This window comes from Dyella caseinilytica, from assembly GCF_016865235.1.
Classification (GTDB): Bacteria; Pseudomonadota; Gammaproteobacteria; order Xanthomonadales; family Rhodanobacteraceae; genus Dyella_B; species Dyella_B caseinilytica.
In genome coordinates, this window is the sequence record NZ_CP064030.1 from 1665415 (window position 1) to 1679955 (window position 14541).

At 59.7% G+C, this 14541-nt stretch carries 10 protein-coding genes and 6 tRNA genes; 14 read left to right on the forward strand and 2 right to left on the reverse strand.

All coding sequences use genetic code 11. The features are described from left to right. Positions 1-38: 38 nt before the first annotated feature. Positions 39-3548, forward strand: coding sequence for a chromosome segregation protein SMC (gene smc, locus ISN74_RS07185; RefSeq protein WP_188798685.1), 3510 nt, complete (start codon positions 39-41; stop codon positions 3546-3548). A gap of 14 nt (positions 3549-3562) precedes the next feature. Continuing rightward, entirely contained in the window at positions 3563-4594 is a 1032-nt protein-coding gene (zipA, locus tag ISN74_RS07190) for a cell division protein ZipA (RefSeq protein ID WP_229679219.1), read from the forward strand. A 93-nt stretch (positions 4595-4687) separates the two neighbouring features. Here zipA and ISN74_RS07195 read toward each other — a convergent pair whose 3' ends face one another. After that, complete coding sequence (locus ISN74_RS07195) at positions 4688-5269, reverse strand: FMN-dependent NADH-azoreductase (protein ID WP_188798687.1); 582 nt, start codon at positions 5267-5269, stop codon at positions 4688-4690. Between the two features lie 113 nt (positions 5270-5382). Between ISN74_RS07195 and ISN74_RS07200 the strand changes: the two genes are divergently transcribed. The 8 genes from ISN74_RS07200 to ISN74_RS07235 all read left to right on the forward strand — a co-directional run bounded on the left by ISN74_RS07200 (position 5383) and on the right by ISN74_RS07235 (position 9135). Continuing rightward, positions 5383-6372 carry a LysR substrate-binding domain-containing protein gene (locus ISN74_RS07200; RefSeq protein WP_188798688.1) on the forward strand — a complete coding sequence of 330 codons (990 nt, stop codon included), beginning with the start codon at positions 5383-5385 and terminating at the stop codon, positions 6370-6372. Positions 6373-6416: 44 nt separating this feature from the next. Continuing rightward, positions 6417-7562: a pyridoxal phosphate-dependent aminotransferase gene (locus ISN74_RS07205; RefSeq protein WP_188798689.1), complete on the forward strand. Its 1146-nt coding sequence runs from the start codon at positions 6417-6419 to the stop codon at positions 7560-7562. After that, positions 7550-8353, forward strand: coding sequence for an amidohydrolase (locus tag ISN74_RS07210; protein WP_188798690.1), 804 nt, complete (start codon positions 7550-7552; stop codon positions 8351-8353). Before ISN74_RS07205 ends, ISN74_RS07210 begins: the two co-directional genes overlap by 13 nt. Positions 8354-8515: 162 nt before the next feature. Beyond that, a tRNA-Arg gene (locus ISN74_RS07215) sits at positions 8516-8592 on the forward strand. A 172-nt stretch (positions 8593-8764) separates the two neighbouring features. After that, positions 8765-8841, forward strand: a tRNA-Pro gene (locus ISN74_RS07220). Between the two features lie 22 nt (positions 8842-8863). Continuing rightward, positions 8864-8940 (forward strand) — tRNA-Arg (locus ISN74_RS07225). A 14-nt stretch (positions 8941-8954) separates the two neighbouring features. After that, positions 8955-9031, forward strand: a tRNA-His gene (locus ISN74_RS07230). A gap of 28 nt (positions 9032-9059) precedes the next feature. Next, a tRNA-Lys gene (locus tag ISN74_RS07235) sits at positions 9060-9135 on the forward strand. A 218-nt stretch (positions 9136-9353) separates the two neighbouring features. Here the strand turns inward: ISN74_RS07235 and ISN74_RS07240 are convergent. Further along, the gene (locus tag ISN74_RS07240; protein ID WP_188798691.1) at positions 9354-10148 is read right to left on the reverse strand and encodes a hypothetical protein; all 795 of its coding nucleotides are present in this window, start codon (positions 10146-10148) and stop codon (positions 9354-9356) included. Positions 10149-10831: 683 nt separating this feature from the next. On the opposite strand from ISN74_RS07240, the gene ISN74_RS07245 reads away from it, so the two are divergent. From ISN74_RS07245 to clpX, 4 genes are all read left to right on the forward strand, one after another. Then, positions 10832-10917, forward strand: a tRNA-Leu gene (locus tag ISN74_RS07245). 82 nt (positions 10918-10999) lie between these two features. Further along, positions 11000-12292, forward strand: coding sequence for a trigger factor (gene tig / locus ISN74_RS07250; protein WP_188798692.1), 1293 nt, complete (start codon positions 11000-11002; stop codon positions 12290-12292). 81 nt (positions 12293-12373) lie between these two features. Then, entirely contained in the window at positions 12374-13003 is a 630-nt protein-coding gene (clpP, locus tag ISN74_RS07255) for an ATP-dependent Clp endopeptidase proteolytic subunit ClpP (RefSeq protein ID WP_203546716.1), read from the forward strand. 111 nt (positions 13004-13114) lie between these two features. After that, positions 13115-14416, forward strand: coding sequence for an ATP-dependent Clp protease ATP-binding subunit ClpX (clpX, locus tag ISN74_RS07260; RefSeq protein WP_188798693.1), 1302 nt, complete (start codon positions 13115-13117; stop codon positions 14414-14416). Positions 14417-14541 lie beyond the last annotated feature (125 nt).

Here is a 14541-nt window from a genome sequence, read left to right on the forward strand (position 1 = left end):
GCGCTTGTGGGCCATCCCTATTTGAGCTGCTGATCTGCATGCGTCTAACCACGATCAAACTCGCCGGATTCAAATCCTTCGTCGATCCGACCACGTTGCACCTGCCTACCAATATGACTGGTGTGGTGGGACCCAATGGTTGCGGCAAGTCCAACATCATCGACGCCATCCGGTGGGTGATGGGCGAAAGTGCGGCCAGCCGCTTGCGCGGCGACTCGATCACCGACGTGATCTTCTCCGGCTCGAATGCGCGCAAGCCAGTGGGGCAGGCGACAGTCGAGCTGATCTTCGATAACTCCGACGGCACCATTCAGGGCGAATACGCCCAGTACGCCGAAATCTCGGTGAAGCGCCAGGTGACGCGCGACGGGCAATCGGCGTATTTCCTCAATGGTGCGCGCTGCCGCCGCCGCGATATCACGGACCTGTTCCTCGGCACGGGTCTTGGGCCGCGCAGCTACTCGATCATCGAGCAGGGCATGATCAGCCAGATCATCGAAGCTCACCCTGAAGAGTTGCGTACGCATCTGGAAGAAGCTGCCGGTATTTCCAAATACAAGGAACGCCGCAAGGAAACCGAAAGCCGAATCAAGGCAACGCGCGAGAACCTCGATCGTGTGCGTGACGTACGCGACGAAGTGGACAAGCAACTGGAGCATCTCAATCGCCAGGCTCGTGCTGCCGAGCGATGGAAGGGCTACAAGGAAGAGCAGACCCGCAAGGAAGCCGAGCTGCGCGCCTTGGAATACCGTGGGCTGAAGAGCCAGCATGAAGGGCAGGGACAAGGGCTTTCCGCCGCCGAGATCGACATCGAAAAACGGCTGGCCACTCAGCGCCAGATCGAATCACAGATCGAAAGCGCGCGTGAACGCCATACTGAGACCAGCGAGCATCTGAATACGGTGCAGGCTGAGGTCTACAAGGTGGGTGCGGAGATTGCGCGCGTCGAACAGCAAGTTCGCTACAACCGCGAAACCGCCGACCGCTTGCAGCGAGCGCAGGCGGATGCCGAACGTGAGCATGGTGAGCTGGCCGCCCACATCGCCACCGACCGCGAGCAGATCGAAACGCTGCGTCTGGCTTTGTCCGAGGGGGAGCCGAAGCTGGAATCCCTGCAGCAAATGCAGGATGAAACCGCCGAGTCGCAACGCGAAACCGAAACCAAACTGGCAGATTGGCAGCAACGCTGGGATACCTACACCCGCACTGCCGGCGAGGCGAGCCGCGCCGCGGAAGTCGAGCGCACCAAGCTGGCGTATCTCGATCGCCAATCGATGGATCTTGGTAAGCGCAAGGAAACACTGGAAAACGAGCAAAAAGCCACCGACGTAGCGGCGCTCGATGCGGCCGCCGAGCAGCTACACAACGAGCACGATATGCAGCGCGAGCGCGTGGAATCGCTCGGCGGTGTGCTCGATCAGCACAAGCTGTCCTACGAAAAGGTGCTCGACGAAGAGCGTCAAGTACAAAGTGTATTGAACGAAGCGCGTCAGCAACTGCAGACGGCACGCGGTCGCCTCGCTTCGCTGGAGGCCTTGCAGCATGCCGCACTGGGCCAGGAAGAGAGCGCTTCCAGCACTTGGCTTGCGCAGTTCGGCCTCGATAAGAAACGCCGCCTGGGCGAAGTGCTACAGGTCGAGGCTGGTTGGGAAACGGCTGTCGAAACGGTGCTGTCCGGTTTCATCGACAGCGTTCTAGTCGACGGCGCACATGATCTGGCGCGTGAACTTCACGCGCTGAAAGATGCCGATGTCGCCCTGTTGGATGCGGCCGAAGGCGGCGTTGCCACGGCCGGTACGCTGGCGGCTCATGTACGCGGTCCTGCATCGGCGATGGCCATTCTGGGCCACGTGCTTATTGCTGAAACGATCGAGGAGGCGCATCAGCGCGTATCGGGACTTTCCGCGCTGGCGCCTTATCAGTCGGTGATTACCCGCAGCGGCGAATGGCTGGGACCGGGCTGGGCTCGCGTGCGCCGTGCGCAGGGCAATCAGGTTGGCGTGCTGGCGCGTGAGCGTGAAATCCGTGTGCTCACGGAACAGACCGAATCGCTGCAGGCACAGATCGAAGAAGCCTCGGCGCGGCTCGATATCCTGCGCACCAGCAAGTTCGAAACCGAGCGTGCTCGCGATGATGCGCAGCGCGAGTTGTACAACACACATCGCCGTCAGTCTGAGCTGGCCGGACAGCTGCAGAGCCATCGCGGCAAGGTCGAAACCGCTCGCGCCCGCTCAGAAAAAGTGGCTGGAGAGATTTCTGCGCTGATCGAGCAAATGGAAGAGCTGCAGGGACAGACGCGCGATGCCCGTGCGCGTCTGGATGAGTCGGTCAACAACATGGGCGATCTGGAAGATCAGCGCCGTGAGCTGGAAAACGAGCGGCGTGCGCTGCTCGAAGCCCGCGAAGAAGCACGCATGAACGCGCGCGAAGCGGCCGATCAAGCGCATGCGCTGGCACTGAGCATGGAGTCCAAACGTTCCTCGCTCACCTCGCTGGAGCAAGCGCTGGGACGTATGGATAGCCAGATCCGCGTGATCGAAGCGCGCCGCACCGAAATCGCCGAACAACTTGAGGCGGGCTCCGATCCCATTGCCGAACTGGAAGCCGAGCGCCAGACTTATCTCGATCAGCGTTTGCTGGTGGATCGCCAGTTGGTCGAGGCGCGTCGCGCGATGGAAGATTGCGACATCGAAGTCCGCAAGCTGGAACAACAGCGGCACAGCGTAGAGCAGGAGCTTTCAGGTCTACGCGAAAAGATATCCGAGCAGAAACTCGCAGCGCAGGCACTGCAGATGCGCGCAGATCAGCTGGCTGAGGCGATCACGGCGTCGGGGCTGGATCTGGAAACTTTGCTGGCCGAATTGGCTGAGGATGTCGACGCGACACAATGGCGTCAGCAACTGGCCGATCTCGCCCAGAAGATCGCGCGGCTGGAACCGGTCAACCTGGCCGCGATCCAGGAGCATGCCGAGCAGAGCGAACGCAAAACCTATCTCGACAATCAGCTCAACGATCTGACCAGCGCAATGGAAACGCTGGAAAATGCCATCAAGAAGATCGATCGCGAGACACGCCAGCGTTTCAAGGAAACCTTCGATCGCGTCAACGCAGGTGTGCAGGAGTTGTTCCCTCGTCTGTTCGGTGGTGGTCACGCCTATCTGGAACTGACGGGCGACGATCTGCTTAGCACGGGCGTATCGATCATGGCTCGTCCGCCGGGCAAGCGCGTATCCAATATCACGCTGCTTTCCGGTGGCGAGAAAGCGCTGACTGCAGTGTCACTGGTGTTCGCGATCTTCGCCCTGAATCCTGCGCCGTTCTGCTTGCTGGACGAGGTGGATGCGCCGCTCGATGAAGCGAACGTGGGTCGTTTCTCGAACATGGTGCGCGAGATGAGTGAAAAGGTGCAGTTCATTTTCGTCAGCCACAACAAGGCCACCATGGAAGCGGCCAGCCAGCTTTGCGGCGTTACCATGCGCGAGCCGGGTGTTTCGCGCCTCGTGCAGGTTGATCTTGCCGAGGCGGCCAAACTGGCCGGCGCCGCTTGAGGAGTGTGATCATGATGCCTGCAACCGAATTGGCACTGGCTTGGAATCCATGGGTCGGCATTCCGCTGACGATCATCGGCGCGATCTTGCTCGTGCTGGTGTGGCTGTTCGGTGAGCCCAGGAGAGAGCAGGGCAAGCGTCGCCCCGTGCCGGAGCCAAGCATGGAGCGGCGTGAGCCGACGCTGGGCGGTTCGGGCGAGCAAGACGATGCCTTCCCGGATAGGGATGACGATCGCCGCGATCCGCTGTTTTCCGCATCGTCGCCTCAGCAAGGCGAGCTGGATGTCGGTTTGCGTGAAGAATTGGAAAAGCTGGGTGCGGCGCTGGCGAACGAGCGCCATGGCTCCGCGCAGATGCCCAAGCCCACTGGTCACGCCGCATCTATTGTCGAGGTACTGCGTGCGCCGTCGCAGCCGGTAAATCCGCCGGAACCATCGCCGCAACCCGCTGCATTTATGCCATCGGCACCAGTGGAAGCGTATGAGCCTCCTGTTGCCGCGCCGGCTCCTGTTCCCACTCCCGCGGCAGCGGTTCCAGCACCGGCACCCACGCCACGCATTCCGCCACGTTCCGACCTGGGCAAACGTCCTTCGCAGTTGCCCGTCGAGCGCATTGTTACGTTGTTTGTGGTGGCTCGCGAAGGGCATGTCTTCAACGGTGCCGATCTGATCGTCGCTGCCGAAAAAGCGGGTCTTGAATACGGCGACATGGGCATTTACCACCGCCTGGTCGATGGCCGGCGCGAAGTGGGGCCCATCTTCAGTGTCGCTAACATGCTCAAGCCGGGCAGCTTCGACCTCACTCGAGTCGACACATTGCGCTCGCCAGGATTGAGTTTCTTCATGGCGCTTCCGGGGGCCGTCACTGCACTGGATGCCTGGGATGCGATGTTGCCGACGGCACAGCGTCTGGCGGAATTGCTGGACGGCCAAGTGCTGGACGAAGAGCGCAACGCGCTCGGACGACAGCGCATTGCGCATATTCGCGACGAATTGCGCGGCTGGGATCGTGATCACGATGGTGGCGAAATCCGTTTTGGCCGCTGATCGCGTGACATTCGCGCAAAAAAAAAGAGCGCCCTTTATGGGCGCTCTGTGAAACTAAGCTAAGGCCAGTGTTTTGTCTGACCGTTCGCTCGATCAGGCGGCTTTGCTGGTCAGCTGGCCAATCGTGATATGAGCGGCGGCCACCGCGTTGGTCTTGTGTTCGGCGCTGAGGTTTACGCCTTCGGCGCGAATGAACTCCACATCCGTCACGCCAAGGAAGCCGAGCACGGTGCGCAGATAGGTCTCCTGGAAATCCATGGCCGTCGCCGGACCGGCGCTGTAAACGCCGCCGCGCGAAGAAACCACGATCACGCGCTTGCCGGTCGCCAGGCCCTGCACGCCGGACTCGGAATAGCGGAAGGTTTTGCCAGCGACGGCGATGCGATCGATCCAGGCCTTCAGCTGGCTGGGGATCGAAAAGTTGTACATCGGGGCGCCGATTACGATGACATCAGCGGCCAGGAATTCTTCCATCACCGCCTCGCCCAGCTTGGCGGCTTCGCTTTGGGCATCGACGACTGGCGTCCAATGCGGCAGGGCGTGGGTGGCGAGGTCGCGATAGGTCGCGCTGGTGTTGGGGTTTTCGCGGGTGATCTGGGCGACCACGGCGGCGGTCAGCGCGCGCGATACGGAGTGCTGACCCAGCGGGCTTGCGTCAAGATGCAGCAGTTTCATGATGATATCTCGAGTCCAGTCGGGCAGTCCGACGTTGGAAACAAGATAGATTCAGGACAAACGAACGATAAGATAGGTCTTTCTGAACTTATTGTTCCGAATGGGAAACGACAATGACGGCTTTACCGGGTGCCATGCAGGATCTGAACGACCTGTATTTCTTTGCGGCGGTGGTCGAGCACGGTGGTTTCTCCGCCGCGGGCCGGGCTTTGGGCGTGCCCAAGTCCCGGCTCAGCAAGCGTATCGCCCAGTTGGAAGACCGGCTGGGAGTGCGACTGTTGCAGCGAACCACGCGCCGCTTCGTGGTTACCGAGGTGGGCGAGCGCTTCTACAGCCATTGCCGGGCTGTTCTGGAAGAGGCGCAGGCAGCCCAGGACGCCGTCGAGGAACTGCGGGCTGAGCCGCGCGGAGTGGTCAGGTTGAGTTGTCCGGTCTCGATCGCGCAGACGGTGCTGGCGCACATCCTGCCGGAGTTCATGGTGCAGTACCCAAAGCTGCAGGTAAGGGTGCTATCGAACAACCGCCGTGTAGACCTGATCAATGAAGGCTTTGATCTCGCTATCCGCGTACGCAACAAGCTCGATACCGACGCCAACATGATCGTGCGCAGTTTCAGCCAGGCGCGCGTGCTGCCGGTGGCCAGCCCGACCTTGCTCAAGGCGCACGGTCATCCCAAGCATCCAGAAGACCTTGCGCGCTTGCCGGCATTGTCCATGCAGGAGCACGAAGGCGCGCAGATCTGGGAGCTAATCGATGCGAACGGCGACCGGGTCAGCGTGGAAGTGCAGGCGCGTTTGATCACGGGTGATTTCGCGGTGTTGCTCCAGGCGGCACGAGCCGGAATGGGTGTCACATTGCTGCCAGAATTTGTTTGCGCGCCGGCCATTACGGCTGGAGAGCTGGAAGTGGTGCTGCCCGATTGGAGCGCGCCACAAGGTGTCATGCATTTCGTGTATCCAAGCCGTCGGGGCATGCTGCCGGGCGTGCGCGCGCTGGTGGATTTCCTGGCGGAGCGGCTGCCGGAGGCAACGCGTGTGAAGCATGAGCAATGCATGAAACGCCCGCTGGAGTCGATGGATCTTGCCGGCACTCCGATGCCCTGAGCCACCATGCTAGTCTTCGCGTTTGGACATCCATACTGCCGCCCATGACCATCGAAACCAAGCTTCCGAAAGTAGGCACCACCATCTTCAGCGTGATGAGCCATTTGGCCGTGCAGCACAAGGCGGTCAATCTGGGGCAAGGTTTTCCCGACTTCGAGCCTCCGCAAGCGTTGCGTGATGCAGTGAGTCGTGCCATGACAAATGGGCTCAACCAATACGCGCCTGGCATTGGCACCGCTGCGCTACGCGAGCAGATTGCACTCAAAACCGAGCGGCTTTATGGGCATAAGGTCAGTCCGGATAGTGATATCACGGTGACGTCCGGTGCGACGGAGGCCCTGTTCGCAGCGATTGCCGCGGTGGTGCGCGCAGGCGATGAAGTGATCGTGTTCGATCCGGCTTACGACTCCTACGAACCAGCGATCGATTTGCAAGGTGCGCGAGCTGTGCACATACCGTTGACGGTGCCCAGCTTTTCGATCGACTGGCAGCGCGTGCGTGATGCGATCACGCCGAAAACGCGCGTGATCTTGATCAACAGTCCGCACAACCCATCCGGCGCAGTGCTGTCGCGGGCGGATCTGGATGAACTGGCGGACATCGTGCGCAATACGCCGATCATTGTCCTGTCGGACGAGGTGTACGAGCACATCGTGTATGACGGCGCCGAGCACCAGAGCGTGTTGCGTCATGCAGAGCTGGCCGAGCGCAGCATCGTGGTGTCCAGCTTCGGCAAAACCTATCACTGCACCGGCTGGAAAGTTGGCTATGCCGTGGCACCCGCCAAGCTGTCGGCAGAGTTCCGCAAGGTGCATCAGTACCTCACCTTTTGCACCTTCCATCCCGCCCAGGTGGCATTCGCTGAATTCCTTGCCAGCACACCCGAGCATTACCTGGAATTGCCGGCGTTCTATCAGGTCAAACGCGATCGCTTCCGTAAGCTGCTGGCGCCATCGCGCTTGAAGCTGCTGGATGTGCCGGGCGGTTATTTCCAGTTGGTGGATTATTCGGCCATTCGCGACGAGGACGATCTCGCGTTTTGTGAGTGGCTGGTGAAAGAGGGCGGTGTGGCGGCTATTCCGCTCACGCCGTTCTATGAGAAGGCACCGGGCACACGTCTGGTGCGGCTGTGTTTCGCCAAGAGCGATGCCACCATGGATGCTGCGGCGGAGCGGCTATGCAAACTCTGAACGTCTCGCTGGTGCAAGGCGCGACACGCTGGCATGACGCTCCGGCCAATCGCGACTACTACGGATCGCTGGTGCGCCGTGTAGCAGGGCAGAGCGATCTGATCGTGTTGCCGGAAACGTTTCTTTCCGGCTTCAGCAACGACACGCGCAGCGCTGCCGAAGGCATGGATGGCGAGGGCGTGGCGTGGTTGCGTGCGCTGGCGACCGAGGTGAATGCCGTCATCACAGGCAGCCTGGCCATTCGCGAAGGCGAGAAGGTCTACAACCGATTGATCTGGGCGCGCCCCGACGGCAGCTTCTTGCAATACGACAAGCGGCACCTGTTTCGCATGGCAGGCGAGCACACGCGTTATGGTGGTGGCTCGGAGCGATTGATTGTCGAACTGAAAGGTTGGCGCATCCTGCCGCAGGTCTGCTATGACCTGCGTTTTCCGGTGTGGCTGCGCAACCGTCGGCTGGAAGCGGCAGCGGGCGGCATGGAATACGACCTGAGTTTGTTCGTCGCCAATTGGCCTGCGCCGCGCAGGCAGCCTTGGCGAACTCTATTGCGCGCGCGCGCTATCGAGAATTTGGCCTACGTCATCGGTGTAAATCGCGTAGGCACCGATGGCAATGACCTTCCTTACGCAGGCGATAGCGCGGTTATCGATCCGCTAGGCGAGCCACTGGTGGAGCTTGGCGTGCAAGAGCAAGTGGTGACGGTAACGCTTGATCCAGCGCTGCTGCTGGCTCATCGCGAACGCTTTCCGGCGTGGATGGATGCCGACGATTTCACGCTCAACGGCTTGTAAATGGCCGTGTCCTTACTCTGTGTTGTCTGAAGCATGAACAGAATATTTCAAAAATTTTCACAAAGAGTATTGACGAAGGTGGTCTGTACCTGAATAATTCCGCTTCTGGCTTCGGCGCCTTTCGAGTTTCGGGTAGGGTCGTAGCAAGACAGTTTTAACCATGCGCCCGTAGCTCAGCTGGATAGAGTACCAGGCTACGAACTTGGTGGTCGGGAGTTCGAATCTCTCCGGGCGCGCCATATTTTGAAGGCACGATGTTGTTCGGATCGTGTCTAGATCGCAGGCAAAGCATCGTTTGCGAGACCGGACAAAAAATTGGAGTCCGGCGTGTTCGATACGGATTGACCGGCCAGAGTGTCACCCGTAGCATTTCAGGACTCAGGTACGCGTAAGCTGACTGGGTTTCGAAAACGGGGTATAGCTCAGCCTGGTAGAGCGCCAGCTTTGGGAGCTGGATGTCGTGGGTTCGAATCCCTCTGCCCCGACCAGCAGGTGTTCTGCTTAAGTCAAGCGCCTGTAGCTCAACCGGATAGAGCATCGGCCTTCTAAGCCGACGGTTGCAGGTTCGATTCCTGTCGGGCGCGCCAGATTCGTGGTTACGGTGGGCGTAGCTCAGTTGGTTAGAGTACCGGATTGTGATTCCGGTTGTCGTGGGTTCGAGTCCCATCGTCCACCCCAATTTGCAGTATTTACAATGTAGTTTTTCGGGCCGTTAGCTCAGCTGGTAGAGCAGTTGACTCTTAATCAATTGGTCGTAGGTTCGACCCCTACACGGCCCACCAATTGAAAAGGCACTTAGCGAAAGCTAAGTGCCTTTTTCTTTATGTCGAGGCCAGCGGCCAGCATGGCCGGCTCGCGACGAACAAGGCTTGTGGTGGAATGGCGGGCGCCGCAAAGGCGCGAGATCCTTCTTCCATTGACGATGATCTGGTGTAGAAGGGAGCCGATTACGGCTCCCTATCCGGTAGAACCCAGCCGGCTACTTACGCAGCCAGAGGCATCATTCGTCGACACCGAAATCGAACAGCTCGCCCATATAAAGGCCATATTCGCCAGGTTTCAGGTCCGTGGTCGGCGTCAGTTTCCACTGGTTGCCGTTGCCGACAGCGACCGCGTCGTAGGCGATCTGGTTATCCTTGTCCGGAGCGCCTACGTTCTTCATGCCACCCCAAAAGCGGGAATTACCCAGCTTCAGCGAGCGATCCTGGTCACCCTTGTCCACCTCGACCGACACAATGTAGATGCGCCCCTTCGGCTGGTCAGTCGAGTTGACGATGAACGATGGCCGCGCATCGTGCGTGCGCACGGTGGCTGCAACACCCGGGAAGTTGTAATGCTCCAGCACCGTTACAAAGGCATTCGTCGTGCTGATGGTGCCGGATATGCCACGCAGGTGCACATTGCCCCCGTTCGTCGTGACCATCGTGACATCGAAGGGATTCCCCGCCATGGCGCCCGTGGGTGGCGTTCCCGAACCTGCAGCCGCTGAAGCTGCGCCACCGTCGGCGCGTTTTAGCATTTCAGAAATCACATCTTGCGAAACACCCGAGCTCTTCAGATTCACGAGGTCATCGACCTCCAGCTTGAAATTGACGGCGGATGCTCCGTCGATCTTCTCCTTGATTACTTCCGAGCTGAAACCTAGCTTGGCCAGCTTGACGACATCTGCGTTGGTCATCGCAGTAGTGCCGGAGGCCTGTGCGAAAGCAGTAGAAGTGGTAAGCAACTGGAGCGGCACCGCCCCCAGTGTGAGCATCAGTCCGATAACAGCAATCCTAGCGAAACGTGACTTCATTACATATTTCTCCCTGGTTGTAAGGGGGCTCCGATTTAACTATCCCCTTAAGCCCTGCCAGTATATGGCAGCTTGTATTTGTTCAAACGGCTCCGCGGTAGCTTTGATCGCTGGCTGGATATTGAATCAGGTGCCATGCGCAAATTGGATGCCTATTTCTTTGGCTCGCATTTCGATCCACTGATCCGAGGCCATGCTGACCTGCTCGTCTACTGCTTCCAAAGCCAACGAAGCGGATCGACGGCGAAGTTTTGTCAAGGACGGCGGTCGCTTCGGTTTGGTGATTGTGTTTTTGACTGCACATAGTCCGTGCGCAGTGCGGGTCAAGGAGATGCCGCATATTTTCTACGTACGAACCGCAAGCCTCCAAACGGCCGCCAACCTCAGTATTCATGGGAATTTGATCGGCAACGCCAGAGACCTGGGCATCAGTCTCACGACAATCTTGCCGTACAACGGGCCCCCGGCAGGGCCACACTCGATTTCCTAATTGGCGTGATCTGATCATTTGCAGCCCAGCAAGGGCATTCAGTGCTTGTGCGGGCCTGCCGCTCCTACTTAAAATGGATGGCTTGGCATAAGGTAATCATCGACTTAGGGTCGCGGCCCGACAGTTTTTCCACGAATCCGGTCTTTCCGGTGAAAATCGTTGAAAATCTGTGGGTTGCAATCCGGCAGACGATGCGAAAGTGGCGGAATTGGTAGACGCACTGGATTTAGGTTCCAGCGGGTAACCCCCGTAAGGGTTCGAGTCCCTTCTTTCGCACCACCGGCCTTGAGTTTGATTTTGCGGGCGGCCGGGGCCGCCGCGGCGCCGTTACGGGCCTTCACAGGTAATTCCAGGAGACGTCATGCAGTTTTCCGTTGAAAACGTCGGCAAGCTTGAGCGCAAGCTCACGGTCAAATTTCCGGCAGAGCGGTTCGAGACGCAGGTCAGCGCTCGTATCGCCGAAATGAGCCGCACGGTACGCCTGAAGGGCTTCCGTCCCGGCAAGGTGCCCGCCAATGTGATCCAGCAGCGTTTCGGCGCGCAGGTCCGCGGCGAAGTACTCTCGGACTTGATCGGCAGCACGCTGCGCGAGGCCTTCGAGAAGGAAAACCTGCGTCCGGTCGCCAATCCGGCGATCGATACCACAGGGCAGCCGGAGAACGGTGAAATCGCTTACACGGCGACGTTCGAAGTGATGCCGGAATTTCCTGAAATCGACGTCGCTGCGCTGGAAATCAGCCGCCCGGTGGCGGAAGTCAGTGATGCCGACATCGAGAAGATGATCGAGACGCTGCGCCAGCAGCGCCGCAGTTTCGAGGAAGTCGAGCGCGTTTCGGCCGAAAGCGACTTCGTGATGTTCGAATACGCCGCTGTCGCCGGTGACTATCGCTTCCCGGCCGAAGGCCTGGAGCGTGCGGGCAGCGTGATCGGTTCGGGCACGCTGTTTAAGGCGTTGGATGCCGCGCTGGTTGGCCGCAAGTCGGGTGAAGAGTTCGAGACCGATATCGAATTCCCGGCAGATTTTCGCAACGATCAGCTGGCCGGCAAGACCGCCAAGGTCAACTTCAAGATCGTGAAAGTGCAGGAACAGAAGCTGCCGGAAATCGATGCCGAGTTCATTCAGTTGTTCGGCATCACCGACGGCAACCTGGACAACTTCCGCAAGGAAGTGCGCGCCAACCTCGAGCGCGAACTGAAGGCGGCGCTGATGGCTCGTCTGAAGGCGCAGGTGGCCGAGAAGCTGGCCGAGACGCACAAAGAGTTGGAAGTGCCGAACCTGATGGTGCAGTCCGAGGCGCGCAATCTTGCCGCCGGCAGCGTACCGCGCGGCCAGCAGCCTCCGCCGCAGCTCATCGATTCGGCGATGCCTACCGCGCGCATGCGCGTGATCGCCGGACTGCTGATGGGCGAAATCGCCCGCAAGCAGGAACTCAAGCTGGACCGCACCCGCCTGGCCGAACAGCTCGCGGCGATTGCCTCCACCTACGAAGAGCCGGAGAAGGTCATTGAACTGTACAACGGGGATCCCCAATTGATGTCTGGACTGCAAAATCGCGTGATGGAAGACCAGGTGGCCGAGTGGGTGGCAGAACATGCCAACAGCACCGTGCAGAACCTGAGCTTCGACGAAGTGATGCGTCCGGTCGGCGCCTGAGACGATTCGATCAGGTCCGGCTATAGTCAGACCTGATTCGACGAATCGCCCTACAGTCCCCACACGCGGAGAGTCACACGCATGGCCATGGACCCGATCCAGAACCTCAACCTGGTGCCGATCGTTGTCGAGCAGACCGCTCGCGGCGAACGTTCGTATGACATTTACTCGCGCCTGTTGAAGGAGCGCGTGATCTTCCTGGTCGGTGAAGTGAACGACCAGGTGGCCAATTTGCTGGTGGCGCAGATGCTGTTCCTGGAGTCGGAAAACCCCGACAAGGACATCCATCTGTACATCAACAGTCCGGGTGGCGCGGTCACGGCCGGTTTGGCGATCTACGACACCATGCAATTCATCAAGCCTGACGTCAGCACCATGTGCATCGGCCAGGCCTGCAGCGCCGCCTCCCTGCTGCTGATGGCCGGGGCCAAGGGCAAGCGCTACTCGCTACCCAATTCGCGGGTAATGATCCACCAGCCATCGGGCGGCGCCCGTGGCCAGGCCACCGATATCGAGATCCAGGCCCAGGAAATCCTGTACCTGCGCCGTCGCCTGAACGACATTTACGTTCAGCATACCGGGCAGCCCCTGGAGAAGATCGAGCGGGATATGGAGCGTGACCGCTTCATGAGCGCCGAGGTTGCCAAGGAATACGGCCTGATCGACGACGTGCTGGACCGTCGTGCCGTCGAAACGGTCAAGTCGGCCTGATTTCCGCCGATCTCAAGCTTTAGGCAGACAGGGGTCCCGCGTCCGGGTGCGGACGCGGGACCCTGTGCTATTCTCGACCCGTAACCGGGATTTATCAGCAGGATCAAACGAATGAGCGACGAGCGGCAGGGCCGTTCCAACGACAGCGGCAAGATTCTCTACTGCTCCTTCTGCGGCAAGAGCCAGCATGAAGTACGCAAGCTGATCGCGGGTCCGTCCGTGTTCATCTGCGACGAGTGCGTGGAGCTGTGCAACGACATCATCCGTGAGGAGCTTGAGGAGAAGGCCGCCTCAGGGCGCAGCCAGCTGCCCAAGCCCAAGGAAATCATGGAGACCCTCGACCAGTACGTGGTCGGGCAGACGCGTGCCAAAAAGGCGCTCGCCGTCGCGGTCTACAACCATTACAAGCGGATGGAATCTCGCCAGCGCAGTGACGATATCGAGCTGGGCAAGTCCAACATCTTGCTGATCGGTCCGACCGGTTCGGGCAAGACGCTGCTGGCGGAAACGCTCGCGCGCCTGCTCAACGTTCCGTTCACGATCGCCGACGCCACCACGCTGACCGAAGCCGGCTATGTGGGCGAGGATGTCGAGAACATTATCCAAAAGCTGTTGCAGAAGTGCGACTACGACGTCGAGAAGGCGCAGTCGGGCATCGTCTACATCGACGAAATCGACAAGATCTCGCGCAAGAGCGAGAACCCGTCGATCACTCGTGACGTGTCCGGTGAAGGTGTGCAGCAGGCGCTGCTGAAGCTGATCGAAGGCACACTCGCCTCGGTGCCGCCGCAGGGTGGCCGCAAGCATCCGCAGCAGGAATTTCTGCAGGTCGATACCAAGAACATCTTGTTCATCTGCGGTGGCGCGTTCGCAGGTCTGGAAAAAGTTATCCAGCAGCGCTCGGAAACCACGGGCATTGGCTTCTCCGCCGAAGTACGTTCGAAAGAGCGCACGGAAAATCTCGGTAAGGTGCTGGCCGAAGTCGAGCCTTCGGATCTGGTGCGTTTCGGTCTGATTCCGGAATTCGTCGGTCGCCTGCCTGTTGTGGCGACGCTGGACGAACTGGACGAACCGGCGCTAGTGAAGATTCTTACCGAGCCGCGCAACGCTGTGACGAAACAGTTCCGCAAGCTGTTCGAGATGGAAGGCGTCGAATTGGAATTCCGTCCCGAGGCATTGCAGGCGGTGGCCAAGAAGGCGCTCAAGCGCAAGACGGGTGCACGCGGTCTGCGCACCATTCTTGAGCAAGTGCTGCTGGACACCATGTACGAGCTGCCGTCGCTGGAGCACGTCAGCAAGGTTGTGGTGGATGACGCAGTGATCGAAGGTCAGGCCGAGCCGTATCTGATCTATCGTGGAAACTTGCAACAGCAACCACGCATCAGCAGCGAGAGCGGCGACGCGGCTGCCTGATTGTTACAACATCCGCATCCCGCGGCCCCGGCGGGCAACTGCCGGGGCCGCGTGTTTTTTGTTAGCAGGCCAGCACTTGAGTGCTGGCCGCATCGCCTCCACTTGACGAGTCAATGACCTCGGCG